Genomic DNA, 22,112 nt, shown 5'->3' with positions numbered 1-22,112 from the left:
CGGGGTCCCGGCACGCACCGGCCGAGATGGCCCAGGGAGACGGGAAGGTCGCGCATCTGCCCCCGTCGCCCTGGGATTGACGGTGCGTCCGGAGCGGTTGCTACCATCAACGGAATCAACTTCCCGTTGGGAAGTACCCTGGTGAGGAGCTTTTCCATGGCCACCAACTGCCTGACCGGGCAGCACGCGCACCACGACGTCTACGCGGCCCAGTGTCCTTGCCGCGCGATGCTGGACCTGCTGGCGAACAAGTGGTCGGCCCTGGCCATCGGGGCCCTGGAAGAGGGCCCGCTGCGCTTCGGTGCCCTGCAGCGACTCCTGCAGGGCGTCAGCCCCAAGGTCCTCACCCAGACCCTCCGGCGCTTGGAGGACGTGGGGCTCGTCGACCGCACGGTCTACCCCGCGGTGCCGCTGCACGTGGAGTACGCCCTGACCGGCCTCGGCCTCAGCGCGGCCGTGCCGCTGCGGCTGCTGCGGACCTGGGTCGAGGAGAACATCGACGACGTCACGAGCGTGCCGAGCAGCCAGGGGACGGAACCGTCGATGGCGAGTGAGCCACCGGTCGGACCGGCGCCGAGGACGTTGTCGAGGTAGACCGCCGCCGGGCCGACCCCTAGGCCGTGTCTCAACAATTCCCGCCAGGCGCGCGACGCGAATTGTGAGACACGGCCTAGGTGTACTGACCACGGAGGTTGGTGACAGAGCTCACGGCTGGGTGATCTTGAAATGAGTGAGGGCCTTCTGGCTCGGTGTGGATTGCGACATCTGCACCGACTTCAGAAAGGCCCTCATGCCACACCGTAACGCACCCCTGACCGAGACCGGACGCCTGCGCCTGGCCCGCTGCGTGGTCGAGGACGGCTGGCCCCTGCGTCGGGCCGTCGAGCGCTTCCAGGTCTCGCCGACCACGGCCAAGCGCTGGGCCGACCGCTACCGTGCGCTCGGCGAGGCCGGGATGGTCGACCTCTCCAGCCGGCCCCACCACAGCCCCCGCCGGACCCCGACCCGCACCGAGCGGCGGATCATCAAGGTCCGCGTCCTGCGGCGCTGGGGCCCGGCCCGCATCGCCTACCTCCTGCGACTCAACCCGGCCACCGTGCACCGGGTCCTGACCCGCTACCGCCTCGCCCGCCTGGCCCACCTCGACCGCGCCACAAGTCGGCCGATCCGACGCTACGAACACAGCGCGCCGGGCGAGTTGGTCCACGTCGACATCAAGAAGCTCGGCAACATCCCCGACGGCGGCGGCCACAAAACCCTGGGCCGCCAGGCCGGCCGCAAGAACCGCTCCGCAGCCGGATACAGCTACCTCCACAACGCCGTCGACGACCACTCCCGCCTGGCCTACAGCGAGATCCTGCCCGACGAACGCAAGGACACCGCCGCAGCGTTCTGGACCCGGGCGAACGAGTTCTTCGCCCGGGCCGGGATCACCGTGAAGCGCGTGCTGACCGACAACGGCTCCTGCTACAAGTCCCTGAATCGCTGCGGGTTTGACCGAGACTCCTTCTCTTGGAAGGATCGATTCCGTTATGAGGAAGCCATACCCCAGTGAGGTCCGGGAGCGGGCGGTACGCCTGGTGCTGGAGACCCGCGATCAGTACGAGACCGAGTACCAGTGCATCCGGTCGATCGGCGCCAAGCTCGACGTGGGCCCGGAAAGCCTGCGCAAGTGGGTCCGCCAGGCCCAGACCGACGCCGGCGCCCGGCCGGGCACGACGACGGAGGAATCCGCGGCGATGAAGGCGCTCAAGCGGGAGAACGCCGAGCTGAAGCGCGCCAACGAGATCCTCAAGGCCGCGGCGTCTTTCTTCGCGGCCGAGCTCGACCGGCCACACACACGCTCGTAGCGTTCATCGACGAGCACCGGGACCGCTTCGGCGGAGTCGAGCCGATCTGCAGGACGCTCACCGCGAACGACTGCGGCATCCACCCCAGCACCTACTACGCCCACAAGAGCGGCACCACCTCCGCCCGCGCCCGCCGCGACGCCGAAATCGTCCCGATCATCAAGGAGATCCACGAGAGCAACTACGGCGTCTACGGCTACCGCAAGGTCTGGGCCGAACTCAACCGGCGCGGCCACACGGTCGCCCAGTGCACGGTCTCCCGCCTGATGAAGGCAGAAGGGCTGTCAGGAGCGGTGCGCGGCAAGAAGATCGTCACCACCGTCTCGGACAAGAGCGTCGACCGGGCGCCCGACCTGCTCCAGCGCAACTTCGTCGCGAGCGCACCGAACCGCGTCTGGGTGGCGGACTTCACGCACGTGGCGGCGTGGGCCGGCACCGTCTACGTCGCCTTCGTCGTCGACACCTTCTCACGGCGGATCGTCGGCTGGTCGGCGGCCACTAACAAGCAGACCCCACTGATCCTCTCAGCCCTCGAGATGGGCCTGTGGCAGCGGGACCGCTCCGGATTCCCGGTAATGCCAAGGGAGTTGATACACCACTCCGATGCCGGCTCGCAGTACACGTCGTTCCGCCTGGCAACCCACCTGGCCAAGGAGAAGATCGCCGCGTCCATCGGATCGGTCGGAGACGCCCTGGACAACGCCCTGATGGAATCGACCATCGGGCTGTACAAAACCGAGCTCATCAAGCGTCAGGGACCCTGGCGCACCCTTGCCGACGTTGAGATCGCCACCGCAGAGTATGTCGACTGGTTCAACTCCACCCGGCTCCATAGTGAACTCGGCCACACCCCACCCGCCGAATACGAAGCCAAGTACTACAGCCAACAGCCAAACCTGCAGGTCACAGCCACAATCTAGAGCCTCTGAAGAACCCGCAGCGATTCACCCACCCCTGGCGCGACGTCCTCGCGGCGGCCGGGATCACCCACAAGCGCACCCGGCCCTACCGCCCGCAGACCAACGGCAAGGTCGAACGCTTCAACCGCACCCTGCTCGACGAGTGGGCCTACGCAAGGCCCTACCGCACCGAGCAGGAACGACGCGACGCCTACCCCGCCTGGCTCCACACCTACAATCACCACCGCGGACACACCGCACTCGCAGGCAAGCCACCCGCCAGCCGCGTCCCCAACCTCACGGGTCAGAACACCTAGGCGGGGAGTTGGAAGCCGAGTGCCTCGAGGGCGGCTTCGGCGGCCTGCTGGTCCTGCTCGGCGCTGCCGCCGGAGATGCCGAGGCCGCCGATGAGCTTGCCGTCCTCGAGGATCGGGTAGCCGCCGCCGACGGCCATCAGGCGGGGATGGCCGGCGAGCGGCGCGATCTTGGGGTCGCCCACGTAGGCGTTCCACGTGTGGGTGGCGTAGCCGAAGGACGCCGACGTCCAGGCCTTGTCGACCGCGACCTCGCTGGCGAGGAACGGCGTGGCATCGGGTCGCTGGAAGGCCCGGAGGTGGCCGCCGGCGTCGGTGACGGCGACGGAGGCCTCGAATCCGATCTCCTGGGCGGCGGTGTGCACGGCCTCGATGAGGGCGTTGGCGGCCGCGAGGGTGATGGAGGCGGCGGAGGTGGACCTGGTGAGGGTTGCGTTGGTCATGACTGCCTTCTCTTTACCGGACTGGGGCGGGCGTGATGGTCGGCCAGGGGGGAAGCATCGTCAGCGCAGGGCCGAGACAGGGGTCGGGACAGCGCGGGTGACCACCGTCGCTTCGGGGATCAGCAACTCCATGACGGCCGGGCGGATCTCGTCGCGCCAGCGGTCACTCTCGTAGACGGCCGCGTACAGCTCCTCGCGCTGGGCCTCGTCCTCGAAGCGGCGGATCCAGATGTAGCCGTCCGGGTCCTCCTCGTCGATGAAGGAGGCGGTGATGTCCATTCCGCCCGCGGCCTGGAACGGGATGACGACGTCCTCCATGTAGCGGACCCACTCCTCGCGACGTCCGGGCCGGGCCTGGTAGCGGCGCATCTCGTAGAACACGGCAGGAACCCTTTCTTGAGCGGCAGTTCGGTAGGTCAGGTGATCGGCGGTCAGGCGATGACGCGCAGGACGAGCTTTCCGCGGGTGCGGCCGGTCTCGCCCCGGGTGTGGGCCGCGGCGGCCTGCTCCAGCGGGAAGACCTCCTCGACCTCCACACGCACCCGGCCCGCGTCGATGAGTTCCGCGATCCGGGTCAGTGCCGGGCCCTCCGGCTCGACCAGGAACGTGGTCGAGCGCACCCCCTTGGCCAGGGCCGCCTCGGCCAGCTCGGGGCCGGCGCCGGGGATGGCGACGAGCAGGCCGCCGGGGCGCAGCAGGTCGAGCGAGCGGGTGCTGGTGTTGTCGTGCGCGTCGCCGACGAGGTCGATGACCACGTCGACGTCCTGGACGGCGTCCTCGAAGCGGACGGCGGTGTAGTCGACGACCTCGTCGGCGCCCAGTGCGGTGAGCCACTCGTGGCGGGCGCTGCTGGCGGTGCCGATGACGTAGGCGCCCAGGTGCTTGGCGAACTGGACGGCCAGGTGTCCGACACCACCGGCGGCGGCGTGGATCAGCACGCGCTGGCCGGGGCGGACGTCGGCGGCGTCGACCAGGGCCTGCCAGGCGGTGAGGGCGGCCAGCGGTACGGCGGCGGCCTGCTCGTGGCTGACGGTCGCGGGCTTGCGGGCGAACTGCCGGGCCGGCGCGGTCACGTACTCGGCATAGCCGCCGGCCGCGCGGGGGAACCACGGCATGCCGTAGACCTCGTCACCGACCTTGAGGGTGGTCACGCCGAAGCCGACCTCCGCCACGACGCCGGAGACGTCCCAGCCCAGGGTGAACGGCGGCTCGCCGAGCACACCGGCCATGCCCGAGCCATCGCGGGTCTTCCAATCGACCGGATTGATCCCGGCGGCGTGCACCCGCACCAGGACCTCGGTCGGCAACGGCACCGGACGGGCCACCTCCGCCACCCGGAGCACCTCGGGACCACCGAAGCCGTGCTGCACCACCGCGCGCATCGAGGATGTGGACATGCGTCATCTCCCTGTGTGAACTGATCGGATGGAATGGGCGACGCGAGGCCGGGGGACCTGATCCGCGGGGCTCGTCCCGTCGCGGTTGCGACCGTAGACCCGAGGACGCGGTTACCCGCAAGGGCAGCTACTTCCTTATGGGAAGTAGCTGCCCTTGCGGGTAACCGCTCGACCGTGGCGGGCCACGGTCTCGATCGCGGCCTCATCTGCCGGCGAGGATCGACGCCCAAGACCAGTGACCGTGTGACGAGTTCTTCGGACTCACCTCGTCGGAGTGCCGAACCACCGGCCGGCGGCCCGCTCGAACGCTTCCCGACCAGAGTCACGATCACCTGCTGCCCAGGCGACCACACCGTCGGGTCGGACCAGCACGGCATCCAGCCCGAGGTCGTTTCCCGCCGGCCCGGCCGCGTACCGGATCCGGCTCTCCCAGCCCGTCGCCGAACCGTGCAGGCGTCGGTCGGCGCTGAAGTCGAGCGCGAGGCCTCGTCCGTCCCGCAGCAGGTGACCGAGGCGAGTGCCGTCCTCGAGACGAAGGTCGGGGGCGTTGCGGCCGACCAGCGGGTGCCCGGTGCCGAGGTCGTAGCGGATCGACGATCCCGAGAGCTTCCCGAACACGTAGGTCGTTCCGTCACGGGTCCCGAGCAGGTCGCGGATCAGTCCTTGGACGGCCTGGGCATGCGGGTCCGGCCTCATGACCGCCACCTGGGCGCGCGACCAGTCCAGCACCCGGGCGCCGATCGGGTGACGCTCGCCGGTGTAGCTGTCGAGCAGCCCGTCCGGCGCGTGGCCGTGCACGGTCGCCGCGAGCTTCCAGCCCAGGTTCATGGCGTCGCCGATGCCGGTGTTGAGCCCCTGTCCACCGAGCGGGGAGTGGATGTGCGCGGCGTCGCCCGCGAGCAGGACCCGTCCCCGCCGGTAGGTCGTCGTCTGCATCGCCCGATCGGTGAAGCTCGAAGCGAGACGGACGTCGCCCAGCGTCACGTCGGTGCCGGACACCCGGCGCAGCACCGCCTGGAGATGGTCGCGAGTCGGTGGACATGCCGCTCCTGGCGACGGTGACCGTGACCGTGGCCGGCCTCGCCGCACTGCACGGGCGCTACCGTGACGTGGCCGTCCTGCTCGGCGCGGCAGCCCGTCTGCGGGGCGCCCACGACCGTACCGATCCGCAGGTCCGCACGCTGAGCAGCCACGGCCGGGCCGCGCTCGGCGCCGAGCACTTCGCCCAGGCGTACGAGAGCGGCCGACAGCTCGAGATGCCGGCGGCCCTGACCCGGGCCGATCCGGCGCGGCTGCGCCGTGCGCCGCTGCCCGCGACGGACAGCGCCGCACCTCCCGAACCGTGAGGATCCCGGCTTCGCCGACGCCCAACCGCCGTTGGTCACCGGCCGGCCCGACGCGATCGCCTCCTCGATCACCGACACCTGCGGGATAGTCATTTCTGATCAGCACCGAGGGCCGGCGAGGCAGGAGCAGCGGACCGGCTGAGGCTGCGCAGCTGCCTGCCGGAGGGGACGCCGGCCCGGCCGAGCCGTGCGATGGCACGGCTCAGGTGGGGGGCGGGAAAGTTGAGACGCCTCTGCTGCGGGATCAGAAGCGCTGCGGAGCGGGCCGCGCGCAAGGCCGCGGTCGCCATCGGCGCAGGGATTCCGGGTCGCTGGTAGAGGGCCTGGGCCTCGGGAGGGATGATCGAGTATCCCAACCGGGAGGCGGCGGTCCATGCTGGGCGCAGTGCTCTGTGCGGTCCGTGGAGCGGCGGCCGGGACAGAAAGCGGTGGATCACCATTGCTTCCTCCGAAGCTGCCAGTGCCCCGTACATCCCGGTCAGGTAGTCATCCAGGTCGGCGGCGGTTCCGGGGGTGTCGGTCGGGTCCAGTCCGACGAGGGCAGCGATCCTCCGTTGCTCGTGGACGTAGTCGTCCGCCTGCCAGGGGGTGAGCTTCAGGCCCCCGCGCCGCACGGCGTGCAGGTTGGACCTGGTGAGGGCGCAGTGCACCCAGAGCAGGAGGCCCGGGGAGTCCAGGCGGTGGATCTTGCCGGTGCCCGGTTCGTGGATCCGCATCCGCGCGTGGACGGCACGGACCCGGGCTCCGGCCTGCTCCGCCTCTGCTCGCGTGCCCCAGGTGGTCTGCACGATGAAGGAGCCGGTACTCACGAGTCGGCCGAAGGGGTCCTCCTCGAAGGATGAGTTCTGCACGATGCCCATGGCTGCCAGGGGGTGCAGCGCCTGGAGGTGCAGGGCGCTGATGCCCCCGATCCACATCGCCGGGTCGGCGTGCAGATGCCAGGTCACGGATGTGGGGCCGAAGAGGCCGGAGTCAACGCTCATGTGCGGCTGCCGAACTAGGGACTGTTCTGAATTCGGATCATGAGTTCGTGGATCCGGGTGCTTCGGCGGTGCTGCTGCTGGTAGAAGAAGGCCATGACACGCGGAGATCTGACGGACGGTGAGTGGGAGCTGGTCGAGCCGTTTCTGCCGATGGCGGCGACAGGGCCGATCCCGGACCTGCGGCGGCAGTTCGATGCGATCATGTGGCGGTTCCGGGTGGGCAGTCCCTGGCGGGACGTCCCCGAGCGGTACGGCAACTGGTCCACGATCTACGGCCAGTTCCACTCCTGGGCGCTCAAGGGCGTCTTCCAGGCCCTGATGGACGGGATGATCGCTGAGGCCGCCGCGCGCGGCCAGGTCGACTTGTCGCTGGTCAGCGTGGACTCCACCGTCGCCCGAGCGCACCACCACGCGGCCGGGATGGTCGTGGACGCCGAGTTGCTGGAGGAGTTGGAGAAGGCAGTCGCTGAGGAAAAGGGGATCCTGCGAAGGGACAAACCGGGCCGGTAGCCGACCAGGGCAGTGCTGCGGACGAGGCCGCGCGGGAAGGAAAGCGCCGCATGCGTCGGCGCCGCCGGGCGCGGCTCAAGGCAGCCGCGCTGGGGCGTTCGCGGGGCGGGCTGACCACGAAGACCCATCTGGCGGCCGAGCGGCGCTGCCGTCCGCTGTCCTTCGTGGTCACGCCGGGCCAGAGCGCGGACAATCCGCAGTTCGCCGCCGTCATGGACAAGATCAAGGTCCGCGGCCCGGTCGGCCGGCCCCGCACCCGCCCCGACGCGGTCTCCGCCGACAAGGCGTACTCCGCCCGCGGTACCCGCACCTACCTGCGCAGACGCCGCATCAAGGCGGTGATCCCGGAGAAGGACGACCAGGCCGCCAACCGCAAGAAGAAGGGCAGTAGCGGCGGACGGCCCGTCAGCCACGACGCGGACCTCTACCGCGACCGCAACACCGTCGAGCGCGCCATCAACAAGATCAAGAACTGGCGGGGCCTAGCGACCCGCTACGACAAGACCCCGGCCAGCTACGAAGCCGGCCTGCACCTGTGCGGTGCCGTCATCTGGCTCCGCAGCCTGAGACCCGCATCATGATCCGAACTCAGAACACTCCCTAGAAGCCGCTGTCGCCCGGGCCGCGGTCGATGGTGTAGCCGCCGGGGTTGTCGAGGCCGCCGGAGGCGGCGCCGGTGACGGTGACGTAGTTCGCGGTCAGGCTGCCGGTCACATCGGAGATGTCGATGCCGTACGTTCCGGCGCCGCTGACGGCCAGGTGGTCCAGGGTCAGGTTGCTGATCTGCTTGGCGTAGCTGAGCAGCACGCCCTGGTAGCTGGCGTTGCTGATGGTGTTGTTCTGCACGGTGATCGGCTGGGTGATGTCGTCCTGGTCGGCGTAGATCCACAGGGCGCCGAGCGAGGAGTTCCAGTTGGTGTTGTACGAGCCCGCCCGGACCAGGGCGTTGCCGCTGACGGTGGTCGGCCCGGAGAAGCCGGCGCCGAAGGCGGTGCTCAGGGTGATGCCGGAGCCGAAGGCGACGGTGTCGGAGACGAGGTTGTTCTCGACCGTGTTGTTCGCGCCGCCGTAGATCCCGATGCCGTTGGCCTGGATCGGGCTGCTCACCGTGTTGTTGGCGAGCACGCAGCCGGTGACGTTGCCGTTCTGGGTGGTGAGGGCGAGTTCGTCGTCACCGGTGTTGCGCACCACCGACTGGTCGGCGCGGGAGTTGAAGGTGCCGCCGTTGTAGTGCAGGCCGTCGGCGAAGACGTCGCGGATCCGGGCCCCGACCGTGTACAGGCCGTTGGCGGAGTCGGTCCAGATGCCGACCTTGGCGTGTTCGATCCACACGTCGTAGATCAGGGATCCGGAGCCGAAGTTGCCCTCGATACCGGCGGCGCCGGAGTCGTTGTTGCGGAAGGTCTGGTCACCGGCGATGGTCAGGTCGGCGATCTGGTTGGTGCCGCCGGTGGCCATCAGGCCGCCCGAGCCGTTGGGTGCGGTGGACCGGATCGTGGTGTACCACTGCCCCGCGCCGCGCATCGCGACGTTGTCCAGGCTGAGCCGGCCGGAGATCAGGTACGTGCCCGTCGGGAACCAGAGGCCCTGGCCGGTGCCGGAGACGGCGGCCAGCGCGCTGTTGATCGCCGAGGTCTGGTCGGCTCCGCTGTCCGGGGTGACGCCGTAGTTGGTGACGGGGACGTAGCCGCTGGGCATGGTGTACGCCGGGTCGACCTGCTCGGTGTCGAGCACATCGATGGTGTAGGAGGCGGCGGTGTCGGCCGCGTCCTTCTGCAGCTTCAGCACGGTCCCGGCGGGCCAGTTGCCGATCAGCGCGCGGGTCTCGTCGAAGAAGTGGTGGGCGGGACCGCTGCTGGGCGAGTGGGTGTCGTAGTAGCCGGCGCCGTAGAGCCAGGAGTACTGGGTGGTCAGGCTCAGGTCCTGGATCTTGCTGCCGTCCGCGTAGAGCGCGAGTGGGGCGGTGACGGTGGAGCCGTCGGAGTTGTCGGGGATCGAGTAGCGCAGCACGATCGAGTTGGCCGGCCGGGTGAGAGTGACCTGTACGTACTGGCCGGTGGTGGTGAGTTGGACGGCCTGTCGGCCGGTCGCCTCGGCCTGCAGGCTCGGGTAGCTGGTGCTGTACGGCAGCACGGTGGCGTTGGTCTGCGCGGTGGCGGCCTGGTACTCGGTGTAGGGCACGGTTGCGCCCTGCGCGGCGAGCGGGCTCCCGCCGTTGACCGCGACGGTGTCGATGGCGAGGTCGCCGGTGTCACCGGGGTCGCTCTGGTAGCCGATCAGGTTGACGCCCGAGCGCAGCGTGAGGTTCTGGGTGGCGGTCAGCCAGCCGTTGCCGGCGGGCAGGCTGAGCTGCCCGCTCCTGACCCCGTTCAGGTGGAGCGAGATCGTCTGCGTGCTGCCGCTGGTGTTGGCGTAGGTCAGGGTGACGGGGTAGCTGCCGGCTGACGGGACGTCGACGGTGATGTCGACGAGCGCGCCCTGGGCGGTGAAGCCGGTCAGGTAGCCGCTGCCGGTGTAGCCGGGAATCGAGGTGGCCACGGACGGTCCGCCGGTGTAGAAGGCGGTGGCGGCCTGGTACTGCTGCCCGCCGGAGCCGCCCCCGGTGGAGCTGCCCGAGGAGGTGACGGTGATGTTGTCGAGGTTGACGTTGCCACTGTCGGTGACGTCGAACTTGTAGCCGATGGTGTTGCTGCCCGCGATCAGGGTGAGGTTGTCGGTGACGGTGGTCCAGGTGTTCCAGTCGGCGGTGGCCGGGAGTTGGTCCTGCTGGATCTTCGTGCCGTTGACGTAGACGGAGAGCGTCATGGTCGCGGTGGTGCCGTTGGCGTAGCGCAGCGCCACCGGGGTCGGGCCGGCGTTCGCGGCATCGATGGTGAAGACGGTGTCGGCAGTGCCCTTGTTGCCGTCGGTGTACCCGGCCACGAACCCGCTGCCGGTGTAGCCGCTGTGGTCGCTCGCGACCACCGCGCCACCGGACAGCGCGGCGCTCTCGGCCTCGTACTGGCCCGGTGGGGGCGGCGGGACGGGGGCCAGCGTGACGTTGTCGAGGTTGACGTTGCCACTGTCGGTCGTGTCGAACTTGTAGCCGATGGTGTTGCTGCCCGCGTCCAGCTGAACCGTGGCCGGCACGGTGGCCCAGGTGTTCCAGTCGGCCGTGGCCTGCAGTGAGAGCTGGGTGGTCCTGATGCCGTTGACGTAGAGCGAGAGCGTCATGGTGGCGGTGGTGCCGTTGGCGTAGCGCAGCGAAGCGGTGTAGGCCCCGGTGCCGGCGGCGTTGACGGTGAAGACCGTGTCGGCAGTGCCCTTGTTGCCGTCGGTGTACCCGGCCACGAACCCGGTACCGGTGTAGCCGCTGTGGTCGCTCGCGACCACAGCGCCACCGGACAGCGCGGCGTTCTCGGCCTCGTAGACGGTGCTGGAGGCCGAGGCCGAGGTGACCGACCAGGTGGCGAGCGCGAGCAGCAGGGCCAGGAGGGTGAGCAGGACGGCGGGAACCGGTGTGCGGCGTGACCTGCCGGTGGGCGAGACGGACATGACGCTCCTGGGAGGTGGGAGAAGCGCAGCGGACTCACCGGCACCGTAGACCCGCCGACAAATATCCGCAATATTCCGCGGAGAAGAAGAAAAGAGTCGACCGCATCAGTATTTGACGGTCCGTCAGTGATCGCAGCGACGCGGAGAGATCGTGCCTTTCGTCCTGTCACCATGCCACTGACCTGCGCGGCTGCGGTCCGCGTGCGCCTGGCCGGGCCCTGGACACCCGGACCCTCGGAATCCGGGGCGAAAAGAGCCGCTATCCGCGATTCGGTTCTTGCTCGGCCCGGACCCGCGCCGGAGCGGTGGATCCCCGGACCACGAGTTCGGGGGCGTGCAGGAGCTCCTTCGGCGTGGGCGGCCCGCCCTGCACCTGGTTGACGAGCAGGGCGACAGCGGCCTTGGCCATCGCGTCGATGGGCTGGCGCAGGGTGGTCAGCGGCGGATCGGTGTAGTTCATGAAGGCGGAGTCGTCGTAGCCGATCACCGAGACGTCGCCGGGGACGTCGAGTCCGGCCCGCCGGGCAGCGCGGATCGCGCCGAGCGCCAGGATGTCGCTACCGCAGATCAGGGCGGTCGCACCGGCCTTGAGCAACTCGCCGGCGGTGGCCTGGCCGCCCTCGAAGGAGAACAGCGCATGGCCGATCCGCCCGGCCGCCTCCAGGCCCGTGCGGTCGGCCAGCGCGGTGAAGGCGGCGATCTTGCGCTGCGAGGGGATGTGCTCCTGCGCTCCGACCATCAGGGCGATCCGGCGGTGACCGAGCGCACGCAGGTGCGCGAAGGCCTGCTCGACGGCCGAGCCGTCGTCGGTGGAGACCTGGGGGAAGCCGACGTGGTCGACGGCCGCGTTGAGCAGCACCACCGGCACGCCCCGGTCCAGCAGTTGCCGGTGCTCCTCCGCGCTCAGGCCGCCGCAGAACACCACGCCGGAGACCTGCTGGTCGAGCAGCATGGTCACGTACTCGGCCTCGGTCAGCCCGCCCGCGGAGCGGGTGCAGAGCACCGGGGTGTAGCCGAGCTGGACCAGCGCGCCGCCGACCACCTCGGCCAGCGCCGGGAAGATCGGATTCTGCAGCTCGGGCAGCACCAGGCCGACCAACCGCGCCCGAACGCCCCGAAGTTGGCTGGGCCGCTCGTACCCGAGCACATCGAGCGCGGTCAGCACAGCCTGCCTGGTCGCGTCGGAGACGCCCGGCCGGCCGTTCAGCACACGGCTCACCGTGGCCTCGCTCACTCCCACCCTGCTGGCGACTTCCGCGAGTCTACGAGTCACAGGACAAGACTATGTCACGCATCTGCGCCGCCTTGCGTAGATGCCTGCAACAAGACCGCTGCCCTGTCTGGTTCTTGCGCAAATGCGTCTCCCCATTGCAGCCAGGTGTCCAGAGCCGTAACTTGGCAGCACGCCGGACCGATTCGCCGCCCGCACCACGGCCGCGAGGGAGCCCGGGATCCAGGCCGCCGGCCCTGTGGCGTTGCCCTGTGCTCCGGCCTGCCGTCAGACAGGCCTCAAGAACGGGCAGTTGGCGGCCTACGCAGCGAACCTCAGCACCAGGGGAGCTCAGATGACCGGTACGTCGACGGGCCGCAGAGCCCGGATCACCCTCGCCATCGCCTTCGCGGCGGGCTTGACCCTGACCGCCGGCGCGTGCGGCAGTTCGGGCAGCGGCTCCGCCGCCGGCAGCGACGGCGGCAAGGTCACCATCAGCGTCGGCTGCGAACCGCCCACCTCGCAGACCCAGCCGCGGGCCAACTGGCTGGCCGACGTGGCCGCCTTCGAGAAGCTGAACCCGGACATCACCGTGAACGGCGACGACACCAACCCGTGCGACGACCCGACGACCTTCAACGCCAAACTCGCCAGCGGCAAGACCGACAACGTCTTCTACACCTACTTCACCGACGGTGCCAACGTGGTGAGTTCGGGCCAGGCCGCCGACATCCAGCAGTACGCCGCCCAGATCCACGGGCTGTCCGACATCCAGTCCTCGCTGCTGGACATCTACCGCAAGGACGGCTCCGGCGACCTCTACGGCATCCCCAAGGGCAACTACAGCCTCGGCCTGGTCTACAACAAGACGCTCTTCCAACAGGCCGGGCTCGACCCCGACACACCACCCACCACCTGGGACCAGGTCGAGACCGACGCCGTCGCGATCGCCAAGCTGGGCGGCGGCACCGTCGGGTACGCCGACTACAGCGCCGCCAACACCGGCGGCTGGCACTTCGCCGCCGAGCTCTACTCGCGCGGCGGCACCATGGTCACCCCCGACGGCAGGTCCGCCGCCTTCGACGACGCCGACGGTCTGGCCGTGCTGCAGTTCCTGCACAAGCTGCGCTTCACCGACAACGCGATGGGCACCAAGCAGGGCCTGCAGTACAACGATCTGCTGCAGATGATGGCCGCCGGCAAGCTCGGCATGTACGTCGGCGACCCGGTCACCCTGACCACCATGCACGACCAGTACGGCACCGCCTACGACGGACTGGCGGTGGGCCCGATGCCCGGCAAGGCCGCGACCCTGGTCGGCGGCGACGGCTACATGTTCAACAAGAAGGACACCCCCGCCCAGATCCAGGCCGGCATCAAGTTCCTCAACTACGAGTTCCTGACCTCCGGTACGGGCCAGTTCGACTACGCGCGCAAGGCGTCCGAGAAGGAGCCGGTCGGCCTGCCCGAGCCGGACCTGTGGAGCGGCGCCACGGCCGCCGCCGACGCGGCGACCATGGCCAAGTACGCCAACCTGCCCACCCAGAACTTCGCCTCCTACGTCGCCGCGCTGCCGTCGATGAAGCTACTGGTCGAGCCGCCGCAGGCGCAGGCCGTCTACGCCCAGGGCGACAAGGCGATGAACGCCGCGCTGACCGACCCCGACGCCAACCTCCAGCAACTGCTGGACACCTTCAAGGCACAGACCGACTCGATCCTGAGCAACGCCCAGCAGTAGGGACACGACCCCGCCATGGCGACGCTCAACCTGACCCGTGCCGCGGCCGCCGATGCCGCGCGGGCCGCCCGTTCGGCCCGGCCGCGCGGCCCCCTCGGCCGCGAACTGCGCCGCAACACCACCGCCTACCTCTTCCTGGCCGGAGCGATCGTCTGCTTCGCCCTCTTCTCCTGGTACCCCATGATCCGTGAGGTGGTCATGAGCTTCCAGAAGACCAACTTCGCCGGCCGGACCTCCTGGGTGGGGCTGCGCAACTACCGGCACATCCTGGCCGACCCCGACTTCTGGAGTGCTTGGCGAACCACCGGCCTGTTCACCCTCTTCGCCCTCGTCCTCGGCTATGCGGTGCCGTTCCTCACCGCGATCGCCATCAACGAACTGCGGCACGCCCGCTCCTACTTCCGGCTGCTTGTCTACCTGCCGGTCATGATGCCGCCGGTCGCAGCGGCCTTCCTCTGGCGCTGGTTCTACACCCCGGACAGCAGCGGCCTGTTCAATGCCCTGCTGCACGCGCTGCACCTGCCCGCCGTGCAGTGGCTGCAGTCCTCGCACGCGCTCGCGGTGCTCTGCCTGGTGATGTTCTCCACCTGGACCAACATGGGCGCCACCGTGCTGATCTACCTCGCCGCGCTGCAGGGCATCCCCGGTGAGCTGTACGAGGCGGCCGAGATCGACGGTGCCGGCCTGCTGCGCCGGATCTGGCACGTGACGGTGCCGCAGACCCGCCTGGTGCTCTCCCTGATGCTGCTGCTGCAGATCATCGGCACCGCGCAGGTCTTCATGGAGCCGTACGTGATCACCGGCGCGGCGAACAACACCACCTCGGTGGTCTACCTGATCTACCAGTACGCCTTCGCCTACAACAACTACGGCAGCGCCTGCGCGCTGGGCGTGCTGCTCCTGTTGGTCCTGGCCGGATTCGCGGGCGGCTACCTCTGGCTCAGCCGCCGCACGGGTGAGGAGTGAGAGCCATGGCACGAACACCGGACACCGCCACCCGCACGCTCCTCTCCCCCGCGCAGCTGGCCCGCCCGCTCGGGCGCACCGCGTACTGGAGCGTCTTCTGGATCCTGGCCGTGCTCTTCGCGCTGGTCTTCCTCTTCCCGCTCTACTGGATGATCAGCGGCGGCCTGAAATCCCCGCAGGAGATCATCCGCACCCCGCCGACGCTGGTACCCGCCGCACCGGCACCGCACAACTTCGTGGCCGCCTGGCACGACGCCGACCTGGGCCGCCTGATCGGCAACACGGCCCTCTACGCACTCGGCGCACTCGGGTTCCAGCTGGTGTTCGACGTGGCCGCAGCGTACGCGTTCTCCAAGCTGCGGCCGGTCTTCGGCAACGTGGTGCTCTTCGCGATGCTGGCGACCCTGATGATCCCCACCACCGTGATCGCGCTGCCCGAGTACCTGACCGCGAACGACCTCCCCTTCCTGCACATCAGCCTGCTCAACACCCCGTGGGCGATCTGGTTGCCGTCGGTCACCAACGCCTTCAACATCTTCCTGCTGAAGCGCTTCTTCGACTCGATCCCCACCGACCTGCTGGCCGCCGCCGCCATCGACGGCGCGGGTCCGCTGCGCACCCTCTGGTCGGTGGTGCTGCCGATCTCCCGGCCGATCCTCGGCGTGGTCTCGATCTTCGCCGTGGTCGGAGTCTGGAAGGACTTCCTGTGGCCGCTGCTGGTGCTCACCGACACCTCCACGCAGACCGTCAACATCGGCCTGCGCCAGCTCAGTTCGGGGCTTCCGCAGAACGTGCTGATCGCCGCGCTGGCCATCGCCTCGGTCCCGACGGTCGTCTTCTTCCTGATCTTCCAACGCAACATCATGTCCGGACTGACCGCCGGCGCCACCAAGGGCTGAGACAGGCCCGGCTCTGACAAAGGAGTACTCCGCATGGCCACTGCGTGGTGGCGCGACGCCGTCATCTACCAGGTCTATCCGCGCTCGTTCGCCGACGCGAACGGGGACGGGATCGGCGACCTGGCCGGCATCCGCGCCAAGCTGCCGTACCTGGCCGAACTCGGCGTCGACGCACTCTGGTTCACCCCCTGGTACGCCTCCCCGCTGGCGGACGGCGGATACGACGTGGCGGACTACCGCCGGATCGACCCCGCCTTCGGCACCCTCGCCGAGGCCGAGGCGCTGATCGCCGAGGCACACCGGACGGGCCTGCGGATCATCGTCGACATCGTCCCCAACCACGTCTCCGACCAGCACGTCTGGTTCCAGGAGGCGCTCGCCGCCGCACCCGGCTCGGAGGCCCGCAACCTCTTCTGGTTCCGCCCCGGGCGCGGCAGCGGCGGCGAACTGCCGCCCAACAACTGGACGTCCGAGTTCGGCGGCCCCGCCTGGACCCGGGTCCCCGACCCCGACGGCACACCCGGCGAGTGGTACCTGCACCTCTTCGCCGCCGAGCAGCCCGACCTGAACTGGAACAACCCCAAGGTCGCCGAGGAGCACGAATCGGTGCTCCGCTTCTGGTTCGACCGCGGCGTGGACGGCGTGCGGATCGACTCCGCCACCATGCCGGCCAAGGACCCCGAGCTGCCCGACCTCGACCGCCGCCACCCGCCGACCCCTCACCCGTACGTGGACCGCGACGCCGTCCACGCCATCTACCGCGGCTGGCGGGCAGTGGCCGACGGCTACGCCGAGCCGCGCGCCCTGATCGGCGAGGTCTGGCTCGACAGACCCGACCGGCTGGCCGCCTACCTGCGGCCCGACGAGCTGCACACCGCGTTCAACTTCGACTACCTGAACTGCCCCTGGGACGCGGCGCGGCTGCGCGCCGTCATCGACAGGACCCTGGACAGCCACCGCGCGGTCGGCGCCGCCGCCACCTGGGTCCTGTCCAACCACGACGTCACCCGGCACGCCACCCGCTACGGCCGCGCCGACACCGCCATGGGACGCAACCCCGCCCAGCACCGCGCACCGGTCGACCAGGCGCTCGGCACCCGCCGGGCCCGGGCCGCGATCCTGCTCAACCTGGCCCTGCCCGGCTCCACCTACCTCTACCAGGGCGAGGAGCTCGGCCTGCCGGAGGTCCAGGACATCCCCGACGCCTTCCGCCAGGACCCCATCTTCTTCCGGACCCACGGCGCGGACATCGGCCGCGACGGCTGCCGGGTGCCACTGCCATGGAGCGGCACCGCGCCGCCCTTCGGTTTCAGCCCGCCGAACGCGACCACCGCGCCCTGGCTGCCGCAGCCCGCCCGTTGGTCCGAGTACACGCCGCAGGCGCTCGGCCGCGACCCGGATTCCATCCACTCGCTCTACCGCACCGCTCTGCGCCTGCGCCGCGCCGATGCGGACCTGCACACCGACCTCTTCCGATGGCTCAGCGAGCCCGACGGCCGAACGCTGCACTTCCGACGCGGCAGGTCCTTCCACTGCCTCGCCAACCTCGCCGACGAACCGATGGCGCTGCCGGAGCACAGCGAGGTCCTGCTGGCCAGCACCCCGCTCGGCACACGGGACCCGGCACTGCCACCCGACACCACCGTCTGGCTGCGGACCACCTGACACCGCGTCGAGGCCGGCCGGATCACCGCAGTTCGAGCAGCCTGCGCGGCACTCACCTACCGCCGCCCGGGACACCGGCTGGTGGCCCTGCGGACAGGGACGGCGGCTGGAAAGAGAGCGGCCGTGATCCTGCTCTTCAGGCAGGCCACGGGGATCTCCGTGCCGTCCCGTCCGAGCACGATTCCGTTGCGAAGGGTGGCCGGTCACTCTCGGCCGCGCTCGGTCGGCCCGTCGGCCGGCTGGTCGCCGTGCGCCAGGGGCCACCCGGTGTCGTCGCGGCGCCCGGTCGTCCATCCGGTGTCAGGTGTGGAGTGTGCGGCTCCACTCGCGCAGGGTCCGGCTGTAGAGCTGCGGATCGCTGCCGTGCATGACGTGGCCGGCCTTCGGGAACGTCCTGTAGTCGAACCGCTGGCCGGCACCGGTGATCAGCTCGCGTGCGTGCCGGACCTGCAGGTCCGAGATGGCGCCCTGGAGTCGGCCCGACTCCTCGTCGACGTGGTGGAAGTGGTGGGTGAAGAGCACCGGGACCTTCACGGCCGCGAGCATCCGGGCATGGTCGACCGAGGCGCTGGCCGAGCCGCTGGCGAAGGCGCCGGCCCACTCGGGGTCGTACTCCTTGAACGTCTGGGGTGGTTCGTCCCCGCCCAGGAAGTCGCCCATCGCCGCCAGGCCTCGCGCGAGTGCCGGCGGCAGGTCGGTGGCCATGGCTCGTTTCAGGCCCGGCCAGTCGCCGACCGACCACTGATCGCCGAGGTACTTGTGCATCAGCTCGAACCAGGGGCCGATGACCTGGTTCATGCCCTGGCCGCAGGCGGGCGCGATCTCCGAGGAGAACAGCGGCGCGTCCTCGTAGTACGCGCCGCGCAGCATGCCGGGCGGCGCGTAGGCGGAGAGCCATGCGGCGATGACGCCGCCGGAGGACAGGCCGCAGGCGATGACGGGGCGTGCGATGCGTCCGGAGACGAACCGGACCAGGTCGTTGCCCATGTTGTCGAGGGTGTAGCGGCCGGGGGTGCGGGTGGAGCGGCCCTGGCCGCGCAGGTCGACGGCGAAGACCTCGAAGTCGTCTTCGAGCAGCTTCATCGCCGCCTCGTAGCCCCACCAGGACTCGCCCTGCGCGGGGATGAGCAGCAGGGCGGGGTTGTCGGGCGATCCGGTCGTGGCGTAGTTGAGGCTGACCTCACCGGTGTCGAAGGCGTGCTCGGGGTAGTCGTGAGCGACGTAGGTCGCCTCCGGGTTGTGCGGTCCGTAGGTTCCGCCAGTCATGGGAACGTGTTCCTCTCACAGGGGGCTGGGCACGGTTCCTGCCCGGCGCGCGGGCTCCGGGCCCGGCGCCGGCCGTCGGCGCAGGCCAGGCGTCAGGGCCGTCCGGGCACGTCTAGGGTTCGATGTTCTCCAGGTCGGCGAGCAGGCTCGGGTGGGTCGGCTGCCAGCCGAGGGTGGCGCGGGTGCGGGCGCTGGACGCGGGCTGGTCGGTGGCGAAGATCGGGCCGAGGGGACCGAAGTTCTCCTGCGGTACCGACTCGACGGGCAGGGCGAGCCGTCGGCCGATGACCGCGGCGATGTCGCGGACCGCGTCGCCCTCGTCGGCGACGGCGTGCCAGGAGCTTCCGGCCGGGGCCTGCTCCAGGGCGAGCCGGAACAGCACGGCGGCGTCGAGCGCGTGGACGGCCGGCCAGCGCTGCGCGCCGTCGCCGGGGTAGCCGGCGACGCCGGTACGGCGGGCGATGTCGGTGAGCAGCCCGGCGAACCCGCCCCGGCCCTCGTTGTGGACCGTGCGCGGAAGCCGTACCGCCGAGCTGCGCACGCCGCGGGAGGCGAGTTCGAGCGCGCGGGTCACCGACCGGCTGCGGCCGGCGACCGGCCCCTCGGTCGGCAGGGCGTCGTCCTCGGTGGAGGCGCGCCCCGGCTGGTGGGGCGTGCCGGCCACGGTGACGAGCGGGCGGTCCGTGCCGACGAGGGCGTCGCCGAGCGTCGCGAGCGCGGCGGCCTCCTCGGCGATGCCCCGGGCCAGGGCCTCGGGCGAGCTGAAGTCGTTGCTGAAGGCGAGGTGGATGACGCCGTCGGCCTGCTCGGCGCGGGCTCGCAGCACGGCGAGGTCGGCGAGTGCGCCGCGGAGCACCGCGGCGCCGGCGGCCTCGGCCTGCGCCGCGGAGGCGTCGGAGCGGGCGAGGGCGGTGACCGAGTGTCCCGCGGAGAGCAGTTCGGCGACGACGGCCGAGCCGATGAGGCCGGTTCCGCCGGTGATGAAGACGCGCATGACGAGCTCCAAGCAGTGATGCGACTGATGTCCCATCACCGTAGCGCATGATGCGACATGTGTCCCGTCGTCTAGGATGGCGACATGCCGAGATGGAAACCGGACGCGCGTCAGCGCCTGGTCGTGGCGGCGCTCGGGCTGTTCGCCGAGCAGGGCTACGACGAGACGACGGTCGCGCAGATCGCCGAGCGCGCCGAACTGACCCGCAGCACGTTCTTTCGCCACTTCGCGGACAAGCGCGAGATCCTCACCGCGGGGCAGCAGGCCCTGAGCCGACTGCTGGCAGAGGGCATCGACGCCGCTCCCGAGGAGGCGACGCCGATGACGGCCGTCGCGGCCGGCCTGGAGCGCGCGTCGGGGGAGATGACGGCGTTCAACCGCTCGCTCGGCCCACTGCTGCACGCGGCGATCGAGGCGAACGAGGAACTGCGCAGTCGCGAGGCACTGAAGAGCGTCGGCATGGCCGCGGCGATGGTCGACGCGCTGAAGCGGCGCGGCGTTGCGGAACCCACCGCCCAGGTGGCCGCCGAACTGGGCGTGCTCGCGTTCAGGCTGGGATACGCACGGTGGGCGGACCCGGCCCGCGACGAGGACCCCGGCGAACTGGCAGCCCTCACGCGAACGGCGTTCGACGAACTCCGCGCGGCGGTCGCAGACCTCGGCTAGTGCCGCTCACTTCCCGCGGGCGACGGGGGTGTCGGCGCACCCCTGGGGCTCGCCGGGAACCTGTGCTAGCGTCTTTGACGGACGTACAGAAGTCACGGTCCGGTAGGTAGTCCGGATGGCGAACACTCGCTCGTACAGTGCCCGTTGAGGCACGTCCGGTGCGTCCCTTTTCGATTCGACCGAGAAGGGACACGACTGTGTCGGATCTGCACGTCATCATCGCAGGGGGCGGCCTGGGCGGCCTGGCCCTCGCGCAAGGACTTCAGCGGGCGGGCATCGGCGTCGCCGTCCACGAGAAGGATCCCACCGCGGGCTTCCGCAACCAGGGCTACCGCATCCGCATCAACTCCGACGGCATCACCGCACTCAAGGCGGTGCTGACCGCGCGGGCGTACGAGGTGTTCGCCGCCACCGCCGGGACCCCCGGGCCGCGCATGGACACCTTCGACCACCAGCTGAACCTGCTGCACGCCCAGGAACTCCCGCCCGTCCCGAACCTGCCCGGCGGCGGGAACCTGGCAGTCAACCGCATGACACTGCGTCAGATCCTGCTGGCCGGCCTGGACGAGGTCGTGCACTACGGCGCCCGGCTCACCCACTACGAGACCAACCCGTCGGGCTCGGTGACCGCGCACTTCGCGGACGGCACCAGCGCGACCGGTGACGTGCTGATCGGTGCCGACGGGGTCAACTCGGCGGTCCGCAAGCAGTACCTGCCCGAAGCGCAGGTCGTCGACGCCGGCCTGCGGCTGCTGTACGGAAAGGTCCCCCTCGCCGGGGACGAGGCCCGGGCCCTGGTCCCGCCCGAGCTGCTCGGACTGTGGACCACCGTCGTCGGCTCGCAGCGCCGCTTCGTCGGACTCGCCCCCGTGCAGTACCGCGAGGCGGTGCACGAGGTGACGGCCCGCCTGGCCCCCGGGCTCGAGCTCAGCGACGACAGCGACTACCTCGCGTGCGTCTTCGGCGCCCGTCGCGAGCAGTTCCCCTGCACCGACAGCGAGTTGTTCGCCATGAACGGCGCGCAACTGCTAGCGCTGACACTGTCCCTGGTCGAAGGGTGGCACCCCCGGCTGGTCCGGATCGTGGCCCGTCAGCACCCCGCCTCGATCTTCCCGGTCACGGTCCGCACCAGCGTGCCGATCAGCCCGTGGGAGACCACCGCGGTCACCCTGCTCGGCGATGCCATCCACGCCATGAGCCCCGCCATCGGCGTCGGCGCCAACACCGCACTGCGCGACGCCCGGACCCTGGCCGACCACCTCGCCCAGGCCGCCGGCGGCCGGCCGCTCACCGAGGCCCTGCGCGCCTACGAGCAGGAGATGACCGGCTACGGCTTCGACGCCGTCCGCGACTCGGCCGACCGCGGCCACCGGCTGGCGGGCCAAGACCCGCTGCCCTCCTGGTCGGTGCAGTCGTAGGCAGGCCCGGCGCT

At 70.2% G+C, this 22,112-nt stretch carries 17 protein-coding genes and 4 pseudogenes; 12 read left to right on the top strand and 9 right to left on the bottom strand.

The annotated features are described in order from the left end of the window. Positions 1-156: 156 nt before the first annotated feature. The 4 genes and pseudogenes from OG500_RS34630 to OG500_RS34615 form a co-directional block, all read left to right on the top strand. The gene (locus OG500_RS34630) at positions 157-594 is read left to right on the top strand and encodes a winged helix-turn-helix transcriptional regulator (RefSeq protein ID WP_329586098.1); all 438 of its coding nucleotides are present in this window, start codon (positions 157-159) and stop codon (positions 592-594) included. Between the two features lie 196 nt (positions 595-790). After that, a pseudogene (locus OG500_RS34625) lies at positions 791-1,477 on the top strand (IS481 family transposase); the annotation flags it as partial. A gap of 55 nt (positions 1,478-1,532) precedes the next feature. Next, a protein-coding gene (locus tag OG500_RS34620) for an IS3 family transposase (RefSeq protein WP_327065281.1) occupies positions 1,533-2,770 on the top strand; the annotation gives its coding sequence in 2 pieces (ribosomal slippage) (positions 1,533-1,806 and positions 1,806-2,770; 1,239 coding nt in all). Positions 2,771-2,817: 47 nt separating this feature from the next. Next, a pseudogene (locus OG500_RS34615) lies at positions 2,818-3,066 on the top strand (integrase core domain-containing protein); the annotation flags it as partial. Here the strand turns inward: OG500_RS34615 and OG500_RS34610 are convergent. From OG500_RS34610 to OG500_RS34595, 4 genes and pseudogenes are all read right to left on the bottom strand, one after another. Next, the gene (locus OG500_RS34610) at positions 3,063-3,506 is read right to left on the bottom strand and encodes a GlcG/HbpS family heme-binding protein (RefSeq protein ID WP_329586094.1); all 444 of its coding nucleotides are present in this window, start codon (positions 3,504-3,506) and stop codon (positions 3,063-3,065) included. The pseudogene OG500_RS34615 and the gene OG500_RS34610 overlap by 4 nt on opposite strands. A 60-nt stretch (positions 3,507-3,566) precedes the next feature. Then, positions 3,567-3,887 (bottom strand): NIPSNAP family protein, encoded by a 321-nt coding sequence (locus OG500_RS34605; RefSeq protein WP_329586091.1) that lies wholly within the window; start codon positions 3,885-3,887, stop codon positions 3,567-3,569. A 50-nt stretch (positions 3,888-3,937) separates the two neighbouring features. Then, the gene (locus OG500_RS34600) at positions 3,938-4,903 is read right to left on the bottom strand and encodes an NADP-dependent oxidoreductase (protein ID WP_329586088.1); all 966 of its coding nucleotides are present in this window, start codon (positions 4,901-4,903) and stop codon (positions 3,938-3,940) included. A gap of 261 nt (positions 4,904-5,164) precedes the next feature. Continuing rightward, a pseudogene (locus OG500_RS34595) lies at positions 5,165-5,941 on the bottom strand (FAD-dependent monooxygenase); the annotation flags it as partial. On the opposite strand from OG500_RS34595, the gene OG500_RS34590 reads away from it, so the two are divergent. Further along, the gene (locus OG500_RS34590) at positions 5,938-6,249 is read left to right on the top strand and encodes a hypothetical protein (RefSeq protein ID WP_329587966.1); all 312 of its coding nucleotides are present in this window, start codon (positions 5,938-5,940) and stop codon (positions 6,247-6,249) included. The pseudogene OG500_RS34595 and the gene OG500_RS34590 sit on opposite strands and share 4 nt — an antisense overlap. Positions 6,250-6,338: 89 nt before the next feature. Here the strand turns inward: OG500_RS34590 and OG500_RS34585 are convergent, their stop codons facing one another. Further along, positions 6,339-7,232: an oxygenase MpaB family protein gene (locus OG500_RS34585; protein WP_329586085.1), complete on the bottom strand. Its 894-nt coding sequence runs from the start codon at positions 7,230-7,232 to the stop codon at positions 6,339-6,341. A gap of 93 nt (positions 7,233-7,325) precedes the next feature. Here OG500_RS34585 and OG500_RS34580 point away from each other — a divergent pair. Then, positions 7,326-8,323, top strand: a pseudogene (locus OG500_RS34580) (IS5 family transposase). A 19-nt stretch (positions 8,324-8,342) separates the two neighbouring features. Here OG500_RS34580 and OG500_RS34575 read toward each other — a convergent pair. Together OG500_RS34575 and OG500_RS34570 are read right to left on the bottom strand one after the other, a co-directional pair. Continuing rightward, the gene (locus OG500_RS34575; RefSeq protein WP_329586082.1) at positions 8,343-11,276 is read right to left on the bottom strand and encodes a carbohydrate-binding protein; all 2,934 of its coding nucleotides are present in this window, start codon (positions 11,274-11,276) and stop codon (positions 8,343-8,345) included. 259 nt (positions 11,277-11,535) lie between these two features. Further along, positions 11,536-12,549, bottom strand: coding sequence for a LacI family DNA-binding transcriptional regulator (locus OG500_RS34570; RefSeq protein ID WP_329586079.1), 1,014 nt, complete (start codon positions 12,547-12,549; stop codon positions 11,536-11,538). A gap of 292 nt (positions 12,550-12,841) precedes the next feature. On the opposite strand from OG500_RS34570, the gene OG500_RS34565 reads away from it, so the two are divergent. The 4 genes from OG500_RS34565 to OG500_RS34550 are packed head-to-tail and all read left to right on the top strand — an operon-like array spanning position 12,842 to position 17,754. Continuing rightward, the gene (locus OG500_RS34565) at positions 12,842-14,224 is read left to right on the top strand and encodes an extracellular solute-binding protein (protein WP_329586076.1); all 1,383 of its coding nucleotides are present in this window, start codon (positions 12,842-12,844) and stop codon (positions 14,222-14,224) included. A 15-nt stretch (positions 14,225-14,239) separates the two neighbouring features. After that, positions 14,240-15,190, top strand: a complete 951-nt coding sequence (locus OG500_RS34560; RefSeq protein ID WP_329586073.1) for a carbohydrate ABC transporter permease — start codon at positions 14,240-14,242, stop codon at positions 15,188-15,190. A gap of 5 nt (positions 15,191-15,195) precedes the next feature. Then, positions 15,196-16,089, top strand: a complete 894-nt coding sequence (locus OG500_RS34555) for a carbohydrate ABC transporter permease (RefSeq protein WP_329586070.1) — start codon at positions 15,196-15,198, stop codon at positions 16,087-16,089. 33 nt (positions 16,090-16,122) lie between these two features. Beyond that, positions 16,123-17,754: a glycoside hydrolase family 13 protein gene (locus OG500_RS34550; RefSeq protein WP_329586067.1), complete on the top strand. Its 1,632-nt coding sequence runs from the start codon at positions 16,123-16,125 to the stop codon at positions 17,752-17,754. 300 nt (positions 17,755-18,054) lie between these two features. Here OG500_RS34550 and OG500_RS34545 read toward each other — a convergent pair whose 3' ends face one another. Both OG500_RS34545 and OG500_RS34540 read right to left on the bottom strand, forming a co-directional pair. Beyond that, complete coding sequence (locus tag OG500_RS34545; protein WP_329586064.1) at positions 18,055-19,020, bottom strand: alpha/beta fold hydrolase; 966 nt, start codon at positions 19,018-19,020, stop codon at positions 18,055-18,057. 112 nt (positions 19,021-19,132) lie between these two features. Further along, positions 19,133-20,014, bottom strand: a complete 882-nt coding sequence (locus tag OG500_RS34540) for an SDR family oxidoreductase (protein ID WP_329586062.1) — start codon at positions 20,012-20,014, stop codon at positions 19,133-19,135. Between the two features lie 84 nt (positions 20,015-20,098). On the opposite strand from OG500_RS34540, the gene OG500_RS34535 reads away from it, so the two are divergent. Both OG500_RS34535 and OG500_RS34530 read left to right on the top strand, forming a co-directional pair. Further along, on the top strand, positions 20,099-20,680 hold the full coding sequence (locus OG500_RS34535; protein ID WP_327070787.1) for a TetR/AcrR family transcriptional regulator: 582 nt from the start codon (positions 20,099-20,101) through the stop codon (positions 20,678-20,680). A 197-nt stretch (positions 20,681-20,877) separates the two neighbouring features. Next, positions 20,878-22,098, top strand: coding sequence for an FAD-dependent oxidoreductase (locus OG500_RS34530; protein ID WP_329586058.1), 1,221 nt, complete (start codon positions 20,878-20,880; stop codon positions 22,096-22,098). The last annotated feature ends 14 nt before the right edge of the window (positions 22,099-22,112 follow it).

This window comes from Kitasatospora sp. NBC_01250, assembly GCF_036226465.1.
In the GTDB taxonomy this organism is placed as follows: Bacteria; Actinomycetota; Actinomycetes; order Streptomycetales; family Streptomycetaceae; genus Kitasatospora.
This window is presented reverse-complemented; position numbering and strand designations above follow the sequence as displayed.